The organism is Streptomyces nigrescens, assembly GCF_027626975.1.
Lineage (GTDB): Bacteria > Actinomycetota > Actinomycetes > Streptomycetales > Streptomycetaceae > Streptomyces > Streptomyces nigrescens.
This window is the reverse complement of sequence record NZ_CP114203.1, coordinates 6,836,993-6,856,126: the sequence shown is the minus strand read 5'-3', so window position 1 is coordinate 6,856,126 and position 19,134 is coordinate 6,836,993. Positions and strand designations below refer to the sequence as shown.

At 72.1% G+C, this 19,134-nt stretch carries 17 protein-coding genes; 4 read left to right on the top strand and 13 right to left on the bottom strand.

Going from position 1 to position 19,134, the window contains the following annotated elements; all coding sequences use genetic code 11:
• Positions 1-169 precede the first annotated feature (169 nt).
• A complete protein-coding gene (locus STRNI_RS30355) occupies positions 170-1,513 on the bottom strand; it encodes a class II 3-deoxy-7-phosphoheptulonate synthase (RefSeq protein ID WP_174876457.1) in 1,344 nt (447 codons plus the stop codon).
• Positions 1,514-1,771: 258 nt separating this feature from the next.
• On the opposite strand from STRNI_RS30355, the gene STRNI_RS30350 reads away from it, so the two are divergent.
• Positions 1,772-3,724 (top strand): anthranilate synthase family protein, encoded by a 1,953-nt coding sequence (locus STRNI_RS30350; RefSeq protein WP_277412372.1) that lies wholly within the window; start codon positions 1,772-1,774, stop codon positions 3,722-3,724.
• Here STRNI_RS30350 and STRNI_RS30345 read toward each other — a convergent pair.
• The 5 genes from STRNI_RS30345 to STRNI_RS30325 form a co-directional block, all read right to left on the bottom strand.
• Positions 3,690-4,706, bottom strand: coding sequence for a 2-hydroxyacid dehydrogenase (locus tag STRNI_RS30345; protein ID WP_018093513.1), 1,017 nt, complete (start codon positions 4,704-4,706; stop codon positions 3,690-3,692). The two genes, STRNI_RS30350 and STRNI_RS30345, sit on opposite strands and share 35 nt — an antisense overlap.
• A gap of 145 nt (positions 4,707-4,851) precedes the next feature.
• Positions 4,852-5,880, bottom strand: a complete 1,029-nt coding sequence (locus STRNI_RS30340; protein ID WP_274735072.1) for a 6-phosphofructokinase — start codon at positions 5,878-5,880, stop codon at positions 4,852-4,854.
• 201 nt (positions 5,881-6,081) lie between these two features.
• A complete protein-coding gene (locus tag STRNI_RS30335) occupies positions 6,082-6,753 on the bottom strand; it encodes a response regulator (protein WP_018093511.1) in 672 nt (223 codons plus the stop codon).
• Positions 6,754-6,796: 43 nt separating this feature from the next.
• Positions 6,797-8,125 carry a MacS family sensor histidine kinase gene (gene macS / locus STRNI_RS30330; protein ID WP_381286308.1) on the bottom strand — a complete coding sequence of 443 codons (1,329 nt, stop codon included), beginning with the start codon at positions 8,123-8,125 and terminating at the stop codon, positions 6,797-6,799.
• A 55-nt stretch (positions 8,126-8,180) separates the two neighbouring features.
• On the bottom strand, positions 8,181-8,912 hold the full coding sequence (locus STRNI_RS30325; protein WP_018093509.1) for a lysophospholipid acyltransferase family protein: 732 nt from the start codon (positions 8,910-8,912) through the stop codon (positions 8,181-8,183).
• A gap of 162 nt (positions 8,913-9,074) precedes the next feature.
• Between STRNI_RS30325 and STRNI_RS30320 the strand changes: the two genes are divergently transcribed.
• Both STRNI_RS30320 and STRNI_RS30315 read left to right on the top strand, forming a co-directional pair.
• On the top strand, positions 9,075-9,872 hold the full coding sequence (locus STRNI_RS30320; RefSeq protein WP_018093508.1) for an alpha/beta hydrolase: 798 nt from the start codon (positions 9,075-9,077) through the stop codon (positions 9,870-9,872).
• Positions 9,859-10,470 (top strand): hypothetical protein, encoded by a 612-nt coding sequence (locus tag STRNI_RS30315; protein ID WP_277412371.1) that lies wholly within the window; start codon positions 9,859-9,861, stop codon positions 10,468-10,470. Before STRNI_RS30320 ends, STRNI_RS30315 begins: the two co-directional genes overlap by 14 nt.
• A gap of 1 nt (position 10,471) precedes the next feature.
• Here STRNI_RS30315 and STRNI_RS30310 read toward each other — a convergent pair whose 3' ends face one another.
• The 6 genes from STRNI_RS30310 to STRNI_RS30285 form a co-directional block, all read right to left on the bottom strand.
• Positions 10,472-11,248, bottom strand: coding sequence for an endonuclease/exonuclease/phosphatase family protein (locus STRNI_RS30310; protein ID WP_371874897.1), 777 nt, complete (start codon positions 11,246-11,248; stop codon positions 10,472-10,474).
• A 124-nt stretch (positions 11,249-11,372) separates the two neighbouring features.
• The gene (locus STRNI_RS30305) at positions 11,373-12,314 is read right to left on the bottom strand and encodes an ROK family glucokinase (protein WP_018093505.1); all 942 of its coding nucleotides are present in this window, start codon (positions 12,312-12,314) and stop codon (positions 11,373-11,375) included.
• Positions 12,315-12,436: 122 nt separating this feature from the next.
• Complete coding sequence (locus STRNI_RS30300) at positions 12,437-12,913, bottom strand: DUF5304 domain-containing protein (RefSeq protein ID WP_018093504.1); 477 nt, start codon at positions 12,911-12,913, stop codon at positions 12,437-12,439.
• Positions 12,914-13,019: 106 nt separating this feature from the next.
• Positions 13,020-14,222: an ArsA family ATPase gene (locus STRNI_RS30295; protein ID WP_018093503.1), complete on the bottom strand. Its 1,203-nt coding sequence runs from the start codon at positions 14,220-14,222 to the stop codon at positions 13,020-13,022.
• Positions 14,223-14,224: 2 nt separating this feature from the next.
• Positions 14,225-14,707 carry an SRPBCC family protein gene (locus STRNI_RS30290; protein ID WP_018093502.1) on the bottom strand — a complete coding sequence of 161 codons (483 nt, stop codon included), beginning with the start codon at positions 14,705-14,707 and terminating at the stop codon, positions 14,225-14,227.
• 215 nt (positions 14,708-14,922) lie between these two features.
• Complete coding sequence (locus STRNI_RS30285; protein ID WP_266449810.1) at positions 14,923-15,699, bottom strand: metallophosphoesterase family protein; 777 nt, start codon at positions 15,697-15,699, stop codon at positions 14,923-14,925.
• A 276-nt stretch (positions 15,700-15,975) separates the two neighbouring features.
• On the opposite strand from STRNI_RS30285, the gene STRNI_RS30280 reads away from it, so the two are divergent.
• Positions 15,976-17,772, top strand: a complete 1,797-nt coding sequence (locus STRNI_RS30280; protein ID WP_018093500.1) for an AMP-dependent synthetase/ligase — start codon at positions 15,976-15,978, stop codon at positions 17,770-17,772.
• Positions 17,773-17,883: 111 nt separating this feature from the next.
• Here STRNI_RS30280 and STRNI_RS30275 read toward each other — a convergent pair whose 3' ends face one another.
• Positions 17,884-19,026 carry a glycosyltransferase family 4 protein gene (locus STRNI_RS30275; protein ID WP_277412370.1) on the bottom strand — a complete coding sequence of 381 codons (1,143 nt, stop codon included), beginning with the start codon at positions 19,024-19,026 and terminating at the stop codon, positions 17,884-17,886.
• Between the last annotated feature and the right edge of the window lie 108 nt (positions 19,027-19,134).

Below are 19,134 nucleotides of genomic sequence, written 5' to 3'. Positions count from 1 at the left end.
TTCACCTCCGGTGGGATGCCCCACCGATCCGGCTGATCTTGAGTGAGGTAACCCTTACCTTACCTGGCCCGGCAGGGCCTACACAACGCGGTGGGGCGCGGATCACAAGGATCCGCGCCCCACTGTCGTTGTCTCCCTGACCGTCAGTGCAGGTCAGCGGCCGACCGCCTCACTGGTCGCGGTACATCTCCGCCACCAGGAACGCCAGGTCGAGCGACTGGCTGCGGTTGAGCCGCGGGTCGCAGGCGGTCTCGTAGCGCTGATGGAGGTCGTCGACGAAGATCTCGTCGCCGCCGCCCACGCACTCGGTGACATCGTCACCGGTGAGCTCGACGTGGATACCGCCCGGGTGCGTGCCGAGGGCCTTGTGGACCTCGAAGAAGCCCTTGACCTCGTCCAGCACATCGTCGAAGCGCCGGGTCTTGTGACCGGAGGCCGCCTCGAAGGTGTTGCCGTGCATCGGGTCGCAGATCCAGGCGACCTGCGCGCCGGAGGCGGTGACCTTCTCGACCAGCTCGGGGAGCTTTTCGCGGACCTTGTCCGCTCCCATGCGGGTGATGAAGGTCAGCCGGCCCGGCTCCCGCTCCGGGTCGAGGCGCTCGATGAGCGTCAGCGCGTCCTGTGCGGTGGTCGTCGGGCCCAGCTTGACGCCGATGGGGTTGCGGATGCGCGAGGCGAACTCGATGTGCGCACCGTCCAGCTGACGGGTGCGCTCACCGATCCAGACCATGTGGCCGGAGACGTCGTAGAGGTTGCCGGTGCGCGAGTCGACCCGGGTCAGCGACGACTCGTAGTCGAGGACCAGCGCCTCGTGGGAGGCGTAGAACTCGACGGTGCGGAACTCCTCCGGGTTCACCCCACAGGCGTTCATGAAGTTCATCGCGCGGTCGATCTCGCGGGCGAGGTCCTCGTAGCGCTGTCCGGCGGGCGAGGACTTCACGAAGTCCTGGTTCCAGGCGTGCACCTGCCGCAGGTCGGCGTAGCCGCCGGTGGTGAAGGCGCGCACGAGGTTCAGGGTCGCCGCGGAGGCGTGGTACATCCGCTTCAGCCGCTGCGGGTCCGGGATCCGGGCCGCTTCGGTGAACTCGAAGCCGTTGACGGAGTCGCCGCGGTAGGTCGGCAGCGTCACCCCGTCACGCGTCTCGGTGGGCTTGGAGCGCGGCTTGCTGTACTGGCCGGCGATCCGGCCGACCTTGACCACCGGGACGGACCCGGCGTAGGTCAGGACGGCGCCCATCTGGAGGAGCGTCTTGAGCTTGTTCCGGATGTGCTCGGCGGATACGGCGTCGAAGGCCTCCGCGCAGTCGCCGCCCTGAAGCAGGAACGCCTCACCACGGGCGACCGCTCCCAGGCGCTCGCGCAGCTGGTCGCACTCGCCCGCGAAGACGAGCGGCGGATAGGACTCGAGCTCCGCGATCACATCGCGCAGAGCCTCTTGGTCCGGCCAGTCAGGCTGCTGCGCCGCGGGCAGGTCTTGCCAGGTGTTGCCACCGGCGTGGGTTTCAGCGTTCACGGTCACAAGCCCCACATTACGGGGTCCCGCGAGGGTGTCCGTCCGGGCATCCGGACTGTGAGACACACGGCACCCCGACGGTCCGGTAGGGTGCCCCCCATGTGCACGCGACCGGCCATGAACATGAACTGGTGGTGGACCGCTCATCCGGCGGCCCACTGATTCGCGCGCACTCCCACACTTCGCGAAGGCCGCCCGAGGGGCGGCCTTCAGCCTTTTCCGGCGGCCGTTCCTCCTCTCCTGGAAGGAACTCCCGCCATGCACCGCGAGCCCCCCGCCCGCACCGACGCCGCCGCGCTCGTCCAGCGGCTGCTCGACCCCGCCTGCCCGCCGTTCGCCCTGCTGCGCCGCCGCACCCCGGGGCGGGACGCCGCCGACACCGTAGAGGTGCTGACCGGTGAGGTGACCGAGGTCGAGCGGCTGGCCGACATCCCGCTGGGCGACGGGACGCCGGACGCACCGGTGACCGACGCGCTCGCGCTGATCCCGTTCCGGCAGATCCGCGAGCGCGGCTTCCGGGCCCATGACGACGGCACACCGCTGGCCGTACTGCGCCCCCGGGAGACCGCCGAGCTGCCCCTGGACGAGATGCTGGCGGCGCTGCCCGCCCATGACGTGCGGGTGACGGACGGGGCGTTCGACGTGGACGACGACGCCTACGCCGGGATCGTCGGGCGGGTGGTACGGGACGAGATCGGCACCGGCGAGGGCGCGAACTTCGTCATCCGCCGGACGTTCGAGGGCGAGATCACGGACTTCTCGGCGGCCGACGCGCTGGCGCTGTTCCGGCGACTGCTGGCCGGTGAGCGCGGCGCGTACTGGACGTACGTGGTGCACCGTCCCGGGGTCCGCACGCTGGTCGGCGCCAGCCCCGAGGTGCATGTCCGGATGTCCGGGGGGACGGTCGTGATGAATCCGATCAGCGGCACCTACCGCTACCCGGAGGGCGGCCCCACCGCCGAGAGCCTGCTGGCGTTCCTCGACGACCGCAAGGAGGTCGAGGAGCTGTCCATGGTGGTGGACGAGGAGCTGAAGATGATGTGCACCGTCGGCGACAAGGGCGGTGTGGTGATCGGGCCCCGGCTCAAGGAGATGGCGCATCTCGCGCACACCGAGTACGAGCTGCGCGGCCGGTCCACCCTCGATGTGCGCGAGGTGCTCAAGGAGACGATGTTCGCGGCGACGGTCACCGGGTCGCCGGTGCAGAACGCCTGCCGGGTGATCGAGCGGCATGAGCCGGCGGACCGTGACGGCCGGGGGCGCGGCTACTACGCGGGGGCGCTGGCGCTGATCGGGCGGGACGCGGGCGGGGCGCAGACGCTGGACTCGCCGATCCTCATCCGGACCGCCGACATCTCCGCCGGAGGGCGGCTGCGGGTGCCGGTCGGCGCCACGCTGGTGCGCGCCTCCGACCCGCACAGCGAGGTCGCCGAGACCCACGCCAAGGCCGCGGGGGTGCTGAGCGCGCTGGGCGTCCGGCCGGCGCCCGCGCGCCCCGGGGCCGGGGAGCGGCCGCCGCGGCTGGCCGACGACCCGCGGGTGCGGGCCGCGCTGGACGCCCGCCGGGCCGATCTGGCGCCGTTCTGGCTGCGGATGCAGACCACCGCGCCGACCGCCGAGCTGAGCGGGCACGCCCTGGTCATCGACGCGGAGGACACCTTCACCGCGATGCTGGCGCATCTGCTGCGCACCTCGGGGCTGACGGTGACCGTGCGCCGCTTCGACGAGCCGGGGCTGCGCGAGGCCGCCCGTGCGCACCGGGGACCGGTCGTGCTGGGCCCGGGGCCGGGCGATCCGTCCGACGCCGCCGACCCCAAGATGCGTTTTCTGCGGTCGCTGACCGCCGAGCTGGTCGCCGGGCACCGGCACGGTCTCCTGGGGGTCTGCCTCGGCCATGAACTGATCGCCGCGGAGCTGGGGTTGGAGATCGTCCGCAAGGAGGTGCCCTTCCAGGGCGCGCAGGAGCGGATCGAGTTCTTCGGACGTACGGAGACGGTCGGCTTCTACAACACCTTCACGGCCCGCTGCGATGACACCACCGCGGCCGAACTCGCCATGCACCGCGTGGAGTTGAGCCGGGACGCGGCCACCGGCGAGGTGCATGCGCTGCGCGGTCCGGGCTTCGCGGGGGTGCAGTTCCACCCGGAGTCGGTGCTGACGCTGGACGGCGCCTCGGTCACCGCGCAGCTGCTGGCAGCTGTCCTCGTGTGACCAGCATGTTCTCGTTGGTGCGGTGGGCCAGGTAGTCCTCGACATTGGCCACGGTGGCCTCGATGATCTGGCCCACCGCCTCCTGGGTGAAGTACGCCTGGTGCGAGGTGATCAGCACGTTCCCGAAGGTCATCAGGCGGGCGAGGGTGTCGTCGCTGATGATGTCCAGGGATTTGTCGAAGAAGAAGAACGCGGCCTCCTCCTCGTAGACGTCCAGGCCGACACCGGTGAGCCGGCCGGCCTTGAGCGTGTCGACGAGGGCCGCGGTGTCGACGAGCCCGCCGCGGCTGGAGTTGATCAGGATGGCGTCGTCCTTCATCGCGGCCAGCGCGGCGGCGTCGATGAGATGCCGGGTGGACTCCACCAGCGGGAGGTGCAGGGTGAGCAGGTCCGCCTCGGCGAACAGCCGCTCCCGGGCGACGTACTTCATGCCGAGCGCGACGCAGCGCGGGTTCTCGGCCAGGTCCCAGCCCAGCAGGTTCATGCCGAAGCCATGGGCGATCCGGGTGAAGGCCTCGCCGATCTTGCCGGTGCCGAGCACCCCCGCCGTACGCCCCCGCAGATCCCGGCCCATCAGGCCGTCCAGCCGGAAGTCGAAATTACGGGTGCGATTGGTGGCCCGGACGATCCTCCGGTTGACGGCGAGCGCCAGGGCCCAGGCGAATTCGGCGACCGCGTGGGGCGAGTAGTGGGCGACCCGGCCGACGCTCATCCCGAGGTCGGCCGCGGCCTCCAGATCGATGTTGTTGAAGCCCGTGGAGCGCTGGGCGATCATCTTCGTCCCGCCCGCGGCGAGGGTCTGCAGGACGTCCGCGCCCAGATCGGCGTTGACGCTGGAGCTGACGATCTCGTATCCGCGGGCGATGGGGGCGGTGTCACGGTTGAGGAAGACATCCAGGCTGCGGACCTGGTGGCGGCCGGCGAAGCCCTTCTCCAGGAACGGCTGCTCATCCGCCTGCACGCCGAAGGCGACGATCTCCACGAGCTCTCCCGGGTTCTTCCGCCGGTCCAGAATCTCCCGCCCATGAGCGATGGGCCGGATATGTCGCGTATGGCGAATATACGGCCCCTCGCCCGGCGGTGCCGCCCGAGATTCCGGACGGCGGCGGGAGCGGCGGGCGGCCGGCTCAGCCGAAGAACACCCCGGCCTCGGAGTAGAGCGCCGGATCGACGGTCTTCAGCTTGGCGGTGGCTTCCGCGATCGGCACCCGGACGATGTCCGTGCCGCGCAGCGCGACCATCTTGCCGAAGTCGCCGTCGCGCACCGCGTCGATGGCGTGCAGCCCGAAGCGGGTGGCCAGCCAGCGGTCGAAGGCGCTGGGGGTGCCGCCGCGCTGGGTGTGCCCGAGGACCGTCGTGCGCGCCTCCTTGCCCGTGCGCGACTCGATCTCCTTGGCCAGCCACTCCCCCACACCGGACAGCCGGACATGCCCGAAGGAGTCCGTGGAGTCGTCCTTGAGCACCATCTGCCCGTCCTTGGGCATCGCGCCCTCGGCGACGACCACGATCGGGGCGTAGCGGACCTTGAAGCGGGAGTCGATCCACCGGCAGACCTGCTCGATGTCGAAGCGCTGCTCCGGGATGAGGATGACGTTCGCCCCGCCGGCGAGGCCGGAGTGCAGCGCGATCCAGCCGGCGTGCCGGCCCATCACCTCGACGACCAGCACCCGCATATGGGATTCGGCGGTGGTGTGCAGCCGGTCGATGGCTTCGGTGGCGACGCCGACGGCGGTGTCGAAACCGAACGTGTAGTCCGTGGCCGACAGATCGTTGTCGATGGTCTTGGGGACGCCGACACAGGGGACGGCGTGTTCGCCGGAGAGCCGGGCGGCGACGCCGAGGGTGTCCTCGCCGCCGATCGCGATCAGCGCCTCGATCTCCTCCTTGGCGAGCGTCTCCTTGATGTGGCGGACGCCGTCGTTCTCCTTGAAGGGGTTGGTCCGCGAGGAGCCGAGGATGGTGCCGCCACGCGGCAGGATGCCGCGCACCGCCGGGATGTCCAGCGGCACCGTGTCGCCTTCCATCGGCCCGCGCCAGCCGTCCCGGAAGCCGACGAATTCGTATCCGTACTCCTGGGCGCCCTTGCGGACGATGCCCCTGATCACCGCGTTCAGACCCGGGCAGTCGCCGCCGCCGGTCAGTACTCCGACCCGCATCGCTGCTTCACCTACATCCCGTCAGTGGCCGCGCACACGGCCGTGCTCGATCCGACCCCGGTCACGCTAATGGTGATCTGGGTCACTCAGGGATGGGACAAACGGTGATGTCGGTGATTTATCGGGGAGTTGATGCCGGGCGTTCACCCGGACGAGCGCATCCCGCCGGGACGTGGCCGGTCCGGCCGGTGCTCCCGCCGGTCAGGCCTCGTCGAGGCCGCGCTCGATGGCGTACCGCACCAGCTCCACGCGGTTGTGCAACTGGAGCTTGCCGAGGGTGTTCTGGACGTGGTTCTGCACCGTGCGGTGCGAGATGACCAGCCGTTCGGCGATCTGCTTGTACGAGAGTCCCTTGGCGACCAGCCGCAGCACCTCGGTCTCCCGGTCCGTCAGCTGCGGTGCGCCCGGCTCGTCCGGCGTCGCGGGGGCCGGCTCGGTCGCCAGCCGGCGGTACTCACCGAGCACCAGACCGGCCAGGCCCGGTGTGAACACCGCGTCACCGGCGGCCGTGCGCCGCACCGCGTCCAGCAGCTCGGCCGTGCTCGCCGACTTCAGCAGATAGCCGGTCGCCCCGGACTTGACCGCCTCCAGGACATCGGCGTGCTCACCGCTCGCGGACAGCACCAGCACCCGCAGCGCCGGATTGGCGCCGACCAGTTCCTTGCACACCTGGACGCCGGGCAGCCCCGGCAGATTGAGATCCAGGACGAGCACATCGGGCAAGGCGGCCTGCGCCCTGCGCACCGCCTGGAGGCCGTCGCCGGCCGTCGCCACCACCTCGCACCCGGCCTCCGCCAGATCCCGTGCGACCGCGTCCCGCCACATCGGGTGGTCGTCGACCACCATGACCTTCAGGCCCGTCTGCTCACTCATGCCGGTACCTCGTCCCGCGCGGCCTCGTTCCGCTCCGTGCTGCTCACGCTCTCGCCTTCCCCCGTCTACCGCCCTCGGGCGCCGTGCCCTTGGGGACCGTCAACTCCACTTCCGTGCCCTGGCCGGGGACCGAGACCCACTCCGCGGCACCGCCCAGGTCCCGCAGCCGGCCGCGGATCGACAGGGCCACCCCCAGCCGGCCCTCACGCTCGGCGTCCGCCAGCCGGCCCTCGGGAATGCCGGGGCCGTCGTCGCGGACCGTCACGATCACCGCCCGCGGTTCGTCCTCCACCAGGATCCATGCGCGGGCACCGTCCCCCGCATGCACCCGGACATTGTCCAACGCCGCACTGACAGCGGCCGCGAGCTCGGCGGCCGCGGCGGCCGGCAGCTCGACCGGGGCACCGGGCTCGGAGAACGTCACCCCGGCACCCGCGAACGGCGCGAGCAACGCCCGGACGTCGCACGGCCCGTCGCCGGCCGGCTCCGGGACCGGTGCGGCCGGGGCGGCCGGGGCGGCGGCCACCGCGTCGTCCGCCGCGCCCTCGCCGGCCGGGTGCGGCACCGTCGCCGCCGCAGCGCGTGGCGGCGACACCAGCCCGCCGGCGACCAGGGTCCGCAGCGCGACCTCCTGTTCCCCGGCCATCCGGCCCAGCTCGGCCGCCTCGCCGCCGATCGCAGCACCGCGCCGCTGCACCATCGCCAGGACCTGCAGCACGCTGTCGTGGATGTCCCGGGCCAGCCGCTCCCGCTCCCGGGTGGCGGCCTCTATCTGCAGCGCACGGGCGAGGGTCCGCTCACTGGCACGGGCCACCTCGACGACGTAGCCGATGGCGACGCTGGCCACCCACACCAGCACCACGTTGTGGACGGTGTCGCGGGCCAGCTCCTGGCGCTCGACGAGATTCGCCACCGCCACGGCGCTGGAAGCCACCGCGGCCCAGCGCCAGCCGCCCTTGATCGCGAAGCCGAGGACGGCGCCCGCCGTCCAGATGGAGGGCAGCGTCGGCGCGCCGTCCATGATGCGGGCGTGGGTGTCGACCAGCGGTGTGAGCAGGATGCCGCCGACGGCGAAGCCGAGGTCGGCGAGCAGGAAGTGCCGGGTGCAGCGCTCAGCGGAGGTCGTCCGGCGCCAGGTCAGCACCATCCAGACGGTGAGCGCGCCCATGTAGGCGGCGGCGCCCAGCGGGTGCTCGTACTTCTGGTAGGAGAGCCCGACCAGGCACAGGGCGTAGACGAGGGTCAGGATCCGGTAGCCGGTGAGCGCACGCCACAGCGGCAGCTCGACGGACATCCGCAGCACCGTCGGCGGCTTGCTCCTGCCCTTGGCGGCCAGGCCGCCGCGCACGGTCCGTGTCTCCATATCCGTCATTGCCGGCCCCCACCCCTCGCCGGGCGCCCCCGCGCCCGGCCTCGGCCCTGCCCGTCTATTCGGCGGCTGCCTTCTTGGCCTGCTCCGCCTCGGCCTGCTGCTTCGCCTCGGCCTTCGCCGCGTCGGCGATCTGCCGCTTGGCCGCGGTCGCGTAGATGTCGACGTACTCCTGGCCGGACAGCTTCATGATCTCGTACATGACCTCGTCGGTGACCGACCGCAGGATGAAGCGGTCGCCCTCCATGCCCTGATAGCGGGTGAAGTCCAGCGGCTTGCCGATACGGATGCCCGGCCGGATCATCTTCGGCACGATCTTGCCCGGCGGCTGCACCTTCTCGGTGTCGATCATCGCCACGGGGATGACCGGCGCCCCGGTGGCCAGCGCCACCCGGGCCAGTCCGCCCGGCTTGCCGCGGTAGAGCCGGCCGTCCGGGGAGCGGGTGCCCTCCGGGTAGATGCCGAACAGCTCACCGCGCTCCAGCACCTCGATACCGCTCTTGATCGCCGCCTCACCGGCGCCCCGGCCGCCCGAACGGTCGACCGGCAGCTGGCCCACGCCCTTGAAGAACGCGGCGGTCAGCTTGCCCTTCACGCCGGGCGAGGTGAAGTACTCGGACTTGGCGATGAAGGTGACCTTGCGGTCGAGCACCGCGGGCAGGAAGAAGGAGTCCGAGAAGGACAGGTGGTTGCTCGCGAGGATCGCCGGACCCTCGGCGGGGATGTTCTCGATGCCTTCCACCCAGGGCCTGAAGGCAAGCTTCAGCGACCCGCCGATGGAAAACTTCATTGCGCCGTAGATCAACCCACTGCCTCCTGTGTGTGACGCAAAGACCTTAACCTGCCCCGGTGGCCCCCTCGCGCCGCGGCGGTCGTCGGACCTACCCGCCTGCCGTCGCTTTGCGTACCCTGAGGTAACTCGCCAGACCCCCTCATCGATCGGAGTCCCCCGGTGCCGCTCCTTCCCGGAGCCGAGCCGTTCCGCCGTGACGGCGGAGAGGTCGGCGTCCTTGTGTGCCACGGCTTCACCGGCTCCCCCCAGTCTGTACGCCCCTGGGCCGAATATCTGGCCGACCGGGGACTGACGGTCGCCCTCCCCCTGCTGCCCGGTCACGGCACCCGCTGGCAGGACATGCAGATCACCACATGGCAGGACTGGTACGCCGAGGTCGACCGCGAACTGCGCGCGCTGACCGAGCGCTGCAGCAAGGTCTTCGTCTGCGGACTGTCGATGGGCGGTGCGCTGGCGCTGCGGCTCGCCGCCAAGCACGGCGACGCGGTCAGCGGGGTGGCGGTGGTCAACCCGGGCAACAAGGTCCATGACGCGGCCGCGCCGCTGCTGCCGGTGCTGCGCCATCTCGTACGGACCACCAAGGGCGTGGTCAGCGATATCGCCAAGCCCGGCGCCGAGGAGGTCGGCTACGACCGGGTGCCGCTGCACGCCGCGCATTCGCTGCGCCGGTTCTTCCAGCAGGTCGACTCCGAACTCCCGGGCGTCACCCAGCCGTTGCTGGTGATGACCAGCCCGCAGGACCATGTCGTACCGGCGGCGGACTCCGAGCGGATCCTCGCCCGGGTCTCCTCCACGGACGTCCGGCAGACGCTGCTGGAGCGCAGCTACCACGTCGCGACGCTGGACCACGACGCCGAGCAGATCTTCCGGGACACCTTCGCCTTCATCTCCCGGCTCGCGCCGGAGGCGGGAGCGGGCGCGGCGCAGGAGGGGGCGGCGGCCAGTGGCGGAGCGTAGCCCCCGCGACCCCCGGGACCCGCTGGACGAAGAGGCCGCCTGGGCCGAGATCGTGGCGGGCTACGGCGAGCAGCCGTCGTTCCCCGCGGGCGACGGTGACGGCGGGGACGGGGAGGCCGGGGCCTCCGGCTCGGCCGCGAAGGACGCCGCGGACGCCGCGGACGCCACGGACGGGAAGCCCGAGGCCTCCGCACCTTCCGAGGCCGCCGGGAAAGACGGCACGGGCGACGGGTCCGGCACCAGCGACGCCGCGCGTCCGGGCAGCTTCGTCGTCTTCGCGCCGGGCGTCGGGCCCCGCGACTGGAGCGCCGCCAAAGCGTCCGACGACGACTTCGACGAGACCGACGAGGGCCACTTCACCCCGCCCGAGCCGCCCCCGCTGCCGAAGGCCGATGTCACCACCAAGTTCGCCTGGCTCGCGGTGGTCGGCGGTCCGCTGCTGCTGGTGGCGATGGTGCTCCTCCAGCAGCCGGTGACGTGGTGGATCACGGTCCTGGGCATCGGCGGCTTCCTCGGCGGTTTCGCCACCCTGGTGGCCCGGATGAAGGACGACGACGAGGACGACAACGATCTGCCGGGCAGCGGCGCGGTGGTGTGAGTCAGCCGGTTGCCGGCACCCGCAGTGCGGCCAGCACCGGCAGATGGTCCGTGGCGGCCCGCAGGTCGGCCTCCCGTACCCCCGCCAGCCCGTGCGGCACACCGCAGCCCAGGACCTCCACGCCCTCCGTGGTGAAGATCGCGTCGATCCGCTGATGCGGGTCGTGGGGCGTGGAGGTGAACTCCCCGCCCCACGGCTTGGCCGCCCAGGCGTCCGTGAGCGCCCCCGCCAGCCGGCGGAAGCTGCGGCCCTCCGGCCGGTCGTTGAGGTCGCCCCCGGCGACGGCGTACGGCACCTCCAGGGCGGCCAGCCGCTCCAGCAGCAGCCCGGCCTGCTCGTAGCGCTCCCGGTCGGCGAGGCTGAGATGGCAGCTGAGCACCCCGAGCCGGGCCCCGCCGATCCGGACCACGGCGAGGGCGAGACCGCGCTGGTGCAGTCCGGGGGTGCGGGGCAGCAGCACCTCCTCCGTACGCTCCACATGGGCGCGCAGGGTGGAGAGGATCATCGGGCCCGCGGTCGTGCCGCCGCCGGTGACGTACACCAGACCGGCCGCGCGGGCCAGCCGCTCGGCGGCCTTGCGCCAGCGGAAGAACCGCGGCGCCTCCTGGATCAGCACGAGGTCGGGTGCGCAGGCCCGGATCACCCTGGCCAGCGCCGCCCGGTCGTCGCGCAGCGAGCGGATGTTGTAGCTGAGCACCCGGATCACGGCCGCACCGCCGGGTCCTGGTTCCCCGGAAGCGGGGCCGGGCTCGGTGGCGGAGGCGGGGAGCGAGATCACGGCGGCAGGTCCTCTCACCGGGAGGGTCACGCGGGCCAAGATAGAGCACCGTCCGCCGCACCCCCACGGGGCGCGACGGACGGTGCCGTACGGATGAGCAGGCGCTGAACGGCCCGGAGGCGGGTCAGCCCTGGCGCGCCAGGTCGGCCGCGCCGACCAGACCGGCCTTGCCGCCGAGCTGGGCGGCGAGCACCTGGGCGTGCGGCCGCCACTGGTTGCCGACCAGCCAGCGGCGGAAGGACTTGCGGATCGGTCCCAGGACCAGTTCGCCCTCGTCGGAGACGCCGCCGCCGACGATGAAGGCGGACGGGTCGAAGAGCGAGGCGAGGTCGGCGAGGCCGGCGCCGGCCCAGCGGGCCAGTTCGCGGAACGAGTCGATGGCGACCGGGTCGCCCTGACGGGCGGCCTCACTCACGTGCCGCCCCTGGATGCCCTCGGAGGTGCCGTCGCCGAGCGACAGCAGGATCTGGGCGTTCTCGGGGGTGGCGAAGGCGCGCTGGCGGGCGTAGCGCAGCAGGGCGCGGCCGGAGGCGTACTGCTCCCAGCAGCCCTGGTTGCCGCAGCCGCACAGCAGGCCGTCCGGCACGACCCGGATGTGCCCGAATTCGGCGGCGACGCCGAAGCGGCCACGGCGCAGCTTGTTGCCGATGATGATGCCGCCGCCGAGGCCGGTGCCGAGGGTGATGCAGATGACGTCGCTGTGGCCCTGGCCCGCGCCGAACTTGTACTCGCCCCAGGCCGCGGCGTTGGCGTCGTTCTCGACGACCACCGGGAGGCCGACGCGCTGTTCGACCTTGTCCTTGAGCGGTTCATGGCGCCAGTCGATGTTCGGGGCGAACAGGACCGTGGCCCGCTTCTCGTCGACGTAGCCGGCGGCGCCGATGCCGACGGCCTCGACATGATGGCCCGCCCCCACGGTGCGCACCGCGTCCGCGATGGCCTCGGTCAGCGCATCGGTGGCATGCGGAGTCGGCACCTTGCACGTCTCAAGGATCGAGCCCTCTTCGTCGACCACGCCGGCCGCGATCTTCGTGCCGCCGATGTCGACGCCGATGGTGAGTCCCATGTGTCCCTCAGTTTTTCGCTCGAACCCCGCCGAGTCCCACCGTACCGGAGGCGGGGGTGCCGCCCACGTTCTTCGGGCTGTGGGAGGAGGGACACCTCCCGTACACCAAAGGCCCCGAGGGCTCAGTCGAGGTCGATCCGCTCGGTGCCGGTGGGGCCGTCGTCGTCGCGCGGGTCGTCGTCGCGGCGGCCTTCGGACCGGTCGTCGAGGTCGTCACGGGTCCAGCGGCGCTCGCTGCCCTCGACGGCGGAGCGGTAGGCGGCGAGCAGCTCGGAGCCGGCCGCGGCGAGGTGGTCGAAGATGTCGGGGTTGCGCTCGATGACCGGCTCGACGGCCGCCTTGGCCTGCTTGAACAGCTGGTTGACGGCGCCCTGTGCGGCGATTCCGCCCAGCGCGCCGGGCAGCTGGATTCCGGCGAGCTTGTCGGTCACCGCCTCGGCGAGCTTGCGCAGCTCCTCGGCGGCGCTGCCCGGCTCCGGGCCGCTGCCGGTGCGGCGGCGGGCCTTCTCGGACGCGAGGTCCTCGGCGCAGGCGGTCGCCCAGGCGTCGGCATCGGGCTCGGCCTGGCGGTCGGCGGGGCGCTCGGTGGCATCACTCATGAGGAACTCCGTGACTCCTGCGGCGAGGCGGTACGGCGAAGCAGTGCGGGACGGGCACATAGGGGCGGGGCCCACCCTCGACGTTACCCGAATGGTGGTAGCGCGTTCAGTCGCTCTTGGGCCACAGATCCGGATCCGGTGTGAAGCGGATCTCCAGGGCGCCGTCGCGCAGTCCGGCGCCGGAGACGGTACAGCGGCGCAGCGCGGAGGGGAGCGTACGGATCCGCCGGAAGCGGCCGACGGTGACCACGATCTCGTCGCCGCGGCGCACCAGGCCGAGGCCCCTGCGCTCGGCGCCGGGCAGCGGCACCCGCCAGACGAGGATGCCGTCGGCGGCCAGCCGGTCCTCGACGGTCCAGGGGTCGGGGCGGGGCCCGTCGGCGGGCGCGGCCGCGCCGATCTCGCCGGCCGGTCCGCCGATCAACTCGTCGAGCTCGTCGACGCCCTGGGGGTCCCGGCCCAGGTGCGGCACCTCGTGGACGGGCAGGTCGGGGAATTCCTCGCGCAGCGCCTTGAGGGCGGTCTGCTGGCTGCCGGAGAGCGCGGCGAGGAACGGGTCGGCCGAGCCGGTGGGCAGCAGTCGGTTGACGACCACGCCGTCGGTGCGCCGGCCGTGCAGCGCGAGTCCGGCGCGCAGGGTGCGCAGCGTGGCGGCGGCGACCGGGCCGGCCTCGGTGACCAGGCGTACGGAGGTGCCGGGGTCGTCAATCGTCCGCTGGACGGCGGCGAGTTCGGCCTCCCAGCGCTCGGCGGCGTCGTACAGCTTCTGGGCCGGCATCGGGACGCCGGCGAGCTGGGCGAGCACCGGGCGCAGCGCACGGGCCGCCTGCCGCTCGGGCGGCAGCAGCCGGCGCAGATAGCGGCGCACCTGGGCCGGCAGGGCGAGCAGCCGGACGGTCTCGTCGGCCGAGGGCATGTCGACGACGACGAGGTCCCAGTCGTCCGAGGCGTGTTCGGCGCGCAGCGCGTGCAGCAGCGCGAAGTCCTCGGAGCCGGGGAGTTCGGTGAGTTCGTCCTCGTCGAGGGGGGCGGCGCCGAGCAGGTCGAGGGCGGCGCCGGCGCGCTCCTGGAAGGCGAGGAACTCCTGGCGGAAGCGGTCGCCGGGGTCGATGCGGCGGGCGTGCAGCCCGGGCGCTATCGGGGTGGGGGCGTCGGCGCCGAGGGGGGTGCCCAGCACCGTTTCCGGTGCGCTGCTCCCGGTGGTGAGCAGCAGGGCCCGCTCGCCCCGGCGGGCGCCGGCCAGGGCGGTCGCGGCGGCGAGCGTGGTGCGGCCCGCGCCGCCGGAGCCCGTGACGAGGACGATGCGCACGCTCAGAGCTTCTTGGCCTCGTCGGCGGGCGCCTGCGGGCCGTCGTGGCCGCTCTCGACGCGCTTCTTCAGCCCGGCCAGCGCACGGTCGATGATGACCTTCTCGGCCTTGCGCTTGATCATCCCGAGCATCGGGATCTTGACGTCGACGGTGAGCTGGTAGGTCACCTCGGTGCGCGCGCCGCTGCCGAGCGCGGAGAGGTGGTAGGAGCCGTCGAGGGCGCGCAGCATCTGGGACTTGACCAGGGACCAGCTGACCTCGTTCTCGCCGGTCCAGGTGTAGGCGAGGGTGTGGTCGTCCTTGATCGCTCCGGCGTCCAGCAGCAGGCGCACCTGCTCGGCGCGGCCGCGGTCGTCCTTGGCGAGCACCTCTGCCTCTTTGACCTCTCCGGTCCATTCCGGGTAGCGGTCAAAGTCGGCGATCACTCCCATCACTTCGGCGGGTGCCGCCTCGATCGTGATGCTCGAGCTGGTGTGTTCGGCCATCGCCGTGACTCCTCCATGCCGATCCATGCCGGTCCGCCGACTCCTCCCCCGGGCTCTCAGCTTCCTTCGAGCGGGGGAGGCCCCATGACGTGCTGTCTCTGCTGCTGAAGGCTACCGCGCGGGGGAACGCGGGCGGACACCAGCAGGCCCGGAACGACGGGGCGGGGCGGCCGCCGGGCGCTCTTGTCCGGGCTCATGACCAGAGGTATCGGGGCTCACCACTCCAGGACGTAGGGCGTCCCGGTCGCGTTGAAGTGGCCGACATTGACGCATTCCGTACCGTCGATCCGGATCCGGCGGGCGAGCGGCTGGTGCACATGGCCGAAGAGGGAGTAGCGCGGCCGGGTGGTGCGGATGGCGTGCAGCAGGGCCGCGCTGCCGCGCTCGAAGCGGCGGGCGACGGTGTCGTAGCAGAGCTCGGGGACGTCGGGCGGGATATGGGTGCACAGCACGTCCACCTCGCCGACCGCCTCGATCTTGGCGGCGTACTCCTCGTCGCTGATCTCGTAGGGCGTGCGCATGGGGGTGGTCAGACCGCCGCCGACGAACCCGAAGACCCGGCCGCCGATCTCCACCCGCTGGCCGTCCAGGACGGTGGTGCCGGGTCCGGCGTACTCGGGCCACAGGCGCGGTATGTCGACGTTGCCGTAGGTGGCGTACGTGGGAGTCGGGAAGGCCTCGAAGAGTTCGGCGTACTGCCGGCGGACCGCGCCCTCGATGACCGACTCCCGGCTCACGCCGGTACGGTCCAGTCCGCCCCACAGTTGGCGGCCCAGTGCGCGGGCCTCCTCGAAGCGGCGGGCGGTGCGCAGTTCGACCAGCGCGTCGGCGTTCGCGACGCCGAAGAGGTCGGGGAAGATGCCGCGCGAGTGGTCGGCATAGTCGAGGAAGAGGACCAGGTCACCGAGGCAGACCAGGGCATCGGCGCCGGCTCCGGCCGCCGCGAGGTCCCGGCTGTTGCCGTGTACGTCACTGACCACATGCACACGCATGGCGTCACCCTAGAACGCTCGCGCGGGCACCGGGAGACGGGGCCCCGGAGCCGGCGTTACTTTCGGGTCACCTACCCATTGGTCTAGTCTGCGCGGGTCAGTCCCCATGGCGTGTCCCGCAGCGTGTGACGCATCGAACATCTGGCCGTTCCCCCCTATCCCAACAGCGATACCGATGGGTAACGTCCGGGCAGTCCAATCCCCCCTGCATGATCGTGGACCGCCGCCGGTGTACACACAGCGTCGTGGCGCCGGCGCTTTTGAGGAGCAGCAGTCTTGCGCGAGTTCAGCCTTCCGGCCCTGTACGAGGTCCCCGCGGACGGCAATCTGACGGATCTCATCCGCCGAAATGCCGCGCAGCACCCGGATGTTGCCGTCATGGGACGCAAGGTGAACGGAGAGTGGCAGGACGTCACCGCCGCCGCCTTCCTCGCCGAGGTCCGCGCCGCCGCCAAAGGCCTGATCGCCTCCGGGGTCGGGCCCGGCGACCGGGTCGGTCTGATGTCGCGCACCCGCTACGAGTGGACGCTGCTGGACTTCGCCATCTGGAGCGCCGGCGCGATCACCGTCCCGGTGTACGAGACCAGTTCCGCCGAGCAGATCCAGTGGATCCTCGGCGACTCCGGCGCGGTGGCCTGCCTGGTGGAGTCCCCCACCCACGAGGCGACCGTCGAGTCGGTCCGCGACCGGCTGCCGGAGCTGGCGAACATCTGGCAGATCGAACGGGACGCCCTCGCCCGGCTGCAGGCCGCGGGCGACGGGATCTCCGACGACGAGGTGGAGGCGCGCAGCGCGCTCGCCGACGCCGACTCGCCGGCCACCATCGTCTACACCTCCGGCACCACCGGCCGCCCCAAGGGCTGTGTGCTCAGCCACCGCAGCTTCTTCGCCGAGTGCGGCAACATCGTCGAGCGGCTGCGTCCGCTGTTCCGCACCGGTGAGTCCTCGGTGCTCCTCTTCCTCCCCATCGCGCATGTCTTCGGCCGGCTGGTGCAGGTCGCCGCGGTGATGGCGCCCATCAAGCTGGGCCACGCCCCCGACATCAAGAACCTCACCGACGACCTCGCCTCCTTCCGGCCGAAGCTGGTCCTGGGCGTGCCCCGGGTCTTCGAGAAGGTCTACAACTCGGCGCGGGCCAAGGCGCAGGCCGACGGCCGGGGCAAGATCTTCGACAAGGCGGCGGACGTCGCGATCGCCTACAGCCGCGCGCTGGACACCCCGGAAGGCCCGTCGCTCGGCCTGAAGCTGAAGTACAAGGTCTTCGACCGTCTCGTGTACGGCAGGCTGCGCGCCGTCCTCGGCGGCCGCGCCACCCACGCCATCTCCGGCGGCGCCCCGCTCGGCGAACGCCTGGGCCACTTCTACCGCGGTATCGGCTTCACCGTGCTGGAGGGCTACGGCCTGACGGAGTCCTGCGCGGCCACCGCCTTCAACCCCTGGGACCGGCAGAAGATCGGCAGTGTGGGCCAGCCGCTGCCCGGCTCGGTCGTCCGGATCGCCGACGACGGCGAGGTGCTGCTGCACGGCGAGCACCTGTTCACCGAGTACTGGAACAACCCGTCGGCCACCAAGGAGGCGCTGTCCGACGGCTGGTTCCACACCGGCGACCTCGGCACCCTCGACGAGGACGGCTACCTCGCCATCACCGGCCGCAAGAAGGAAATCCTCGTCACCGCGGGCGGCAAGAACGTCGCCCCGGCCGTGATCGAGGACCGTATCCGGGCGCACGCCCTGATCGCCGAGTGCATGGTCGTCGGCGACGGCAGGCCGTTCATCGGCGCGCTGATCACCCTCGACGAGGAGTTCCTGCCCCGCTGGGCCCAGGAGCACGGCCACCCGGCCGGGGTGACACCGGCTCAGCTCGCCGAGGACCCGCAGCTGCTGGCCGCCGTCCAGCGCGCGGTCGACGACGGCAACGCGGCGGTCTCCAAGGCCGAGTCGGTACGCAAGTTCAGCATCCTGCCGACCCAGTTCACCGAGGAGTCGGGCCATGTCACGCCGTCGCTGAAGCTCAAGCGGAACGTGGTGGCGAAGGACTTCGCCGAGGACATCGAGGCGCTCTACCGCGCGTAGGGGCGGCCGGCCCCCGCCGGGCCGGGCCCGCTCCGGGACCGCCGGAATCCGCCGTCGTGGCTGTGTGCCACGGCGGCGGATTGTCCTTTGGGCCGGACCGCGGGCGTCCGCCTACAGCCATTCCTTCAGCCGTTCCGCCAGCAGGTCCCAGCGCCACTTCTCCTCCACCCAGGCACGGCCGCGTTCGCCCATCGAGCGGCGCAGCGCGGGGTCCCGGAGCAGGGCGATGATGCGGTCGGCCGTCGGGGCCGGGGACCCGCCGGGGACGACCCAGCCGGTCTCGCCCTCCAGGACGGCGTCGGGGGCTCCGCCCGAGTCACCCGCCACCACGGGCAGGCCGGTGGCGGAGGCCTCCAGGTAGACGATGCCGAGGCCCTCGACGTCGAGCCCGCCGCGGCGGGTGCGGCACGGCATCGCGAAGACGTCGCCGGCGCCGTAGTGGGCCGGCAGCTCCTCCCACGGGACCGCGCCGGTGAAGCGCACCGCGTCCGCGACGCCCTTCTCCCGGGCCAGCGCGTGCAGGTCCTGCTCGTACGGGCCGCCGCCGACGATCAGCAGCACGGCCTCGGGCACCGCGGACAGGATGGCCGGCATCGCCTCGATGAGGGTGTCCTGGCCCTTGCGCGGCACCAGCCGCGAGACACACACCACCACCGGCCGCCCGGCGAGCCCGAGCCGCTCCCGTACGGCGTCGCCGCCCGAACCGGGGTGGAAGGTCTTCTCGTCGACGCCGGGCGGGAGTTGGACCATCCGCGCGGCGGCCTCCGGGGTGAGCGCACCGGCGATCCGCGAGCGGGTGTACTCGCCGAGGTAGGTGAGGGTGTCCGTCCCCGTACCGATCCGGCGCAGCAGTTGGCGGGCGGCCGGCAGCTGCGCCCAGCCCGCCTCGTGGCCGTGCGTGGTCGCCACGATGCGGCGTGCGCCGGCCGCACGGAGCGCGGGCGCCATCAGCCCGAGCGGCGCCGCGGCCCCGAACCATACGGAGGAGCAGCCGTGTTCGCGCAGGAGGCCGGTGGCCCGCCGGGTCGCCCCCGGGGTCGGCAGCAGCATCGTCGTACGGTCCCGGATCACCGGGAACGGCTGATCCGCGTCGAAGGCGGCGGTGGCCGCGCGCCCCTCCTCGCTGCGCTTCCAGGTCGAGGCGTAGACGACGACCTGGGTGGGGTCCAGGCGCAGCGCCATGCTGTGCAGGAAGGCCTGGATCCCGCCCGGCCGGGGCGGGAAGTCGTTCGTGACGATCAAGGTCTTGTGCACGATGGTCTCTCGACGGTCGGTCTCGGCGGTTGTGGCCCGACAGTACCGGTCGGTGCCCGGTGGGCGGCCGCCCACCCCGCCACGCCCGTGCCTCCTTTACGGTCGTGA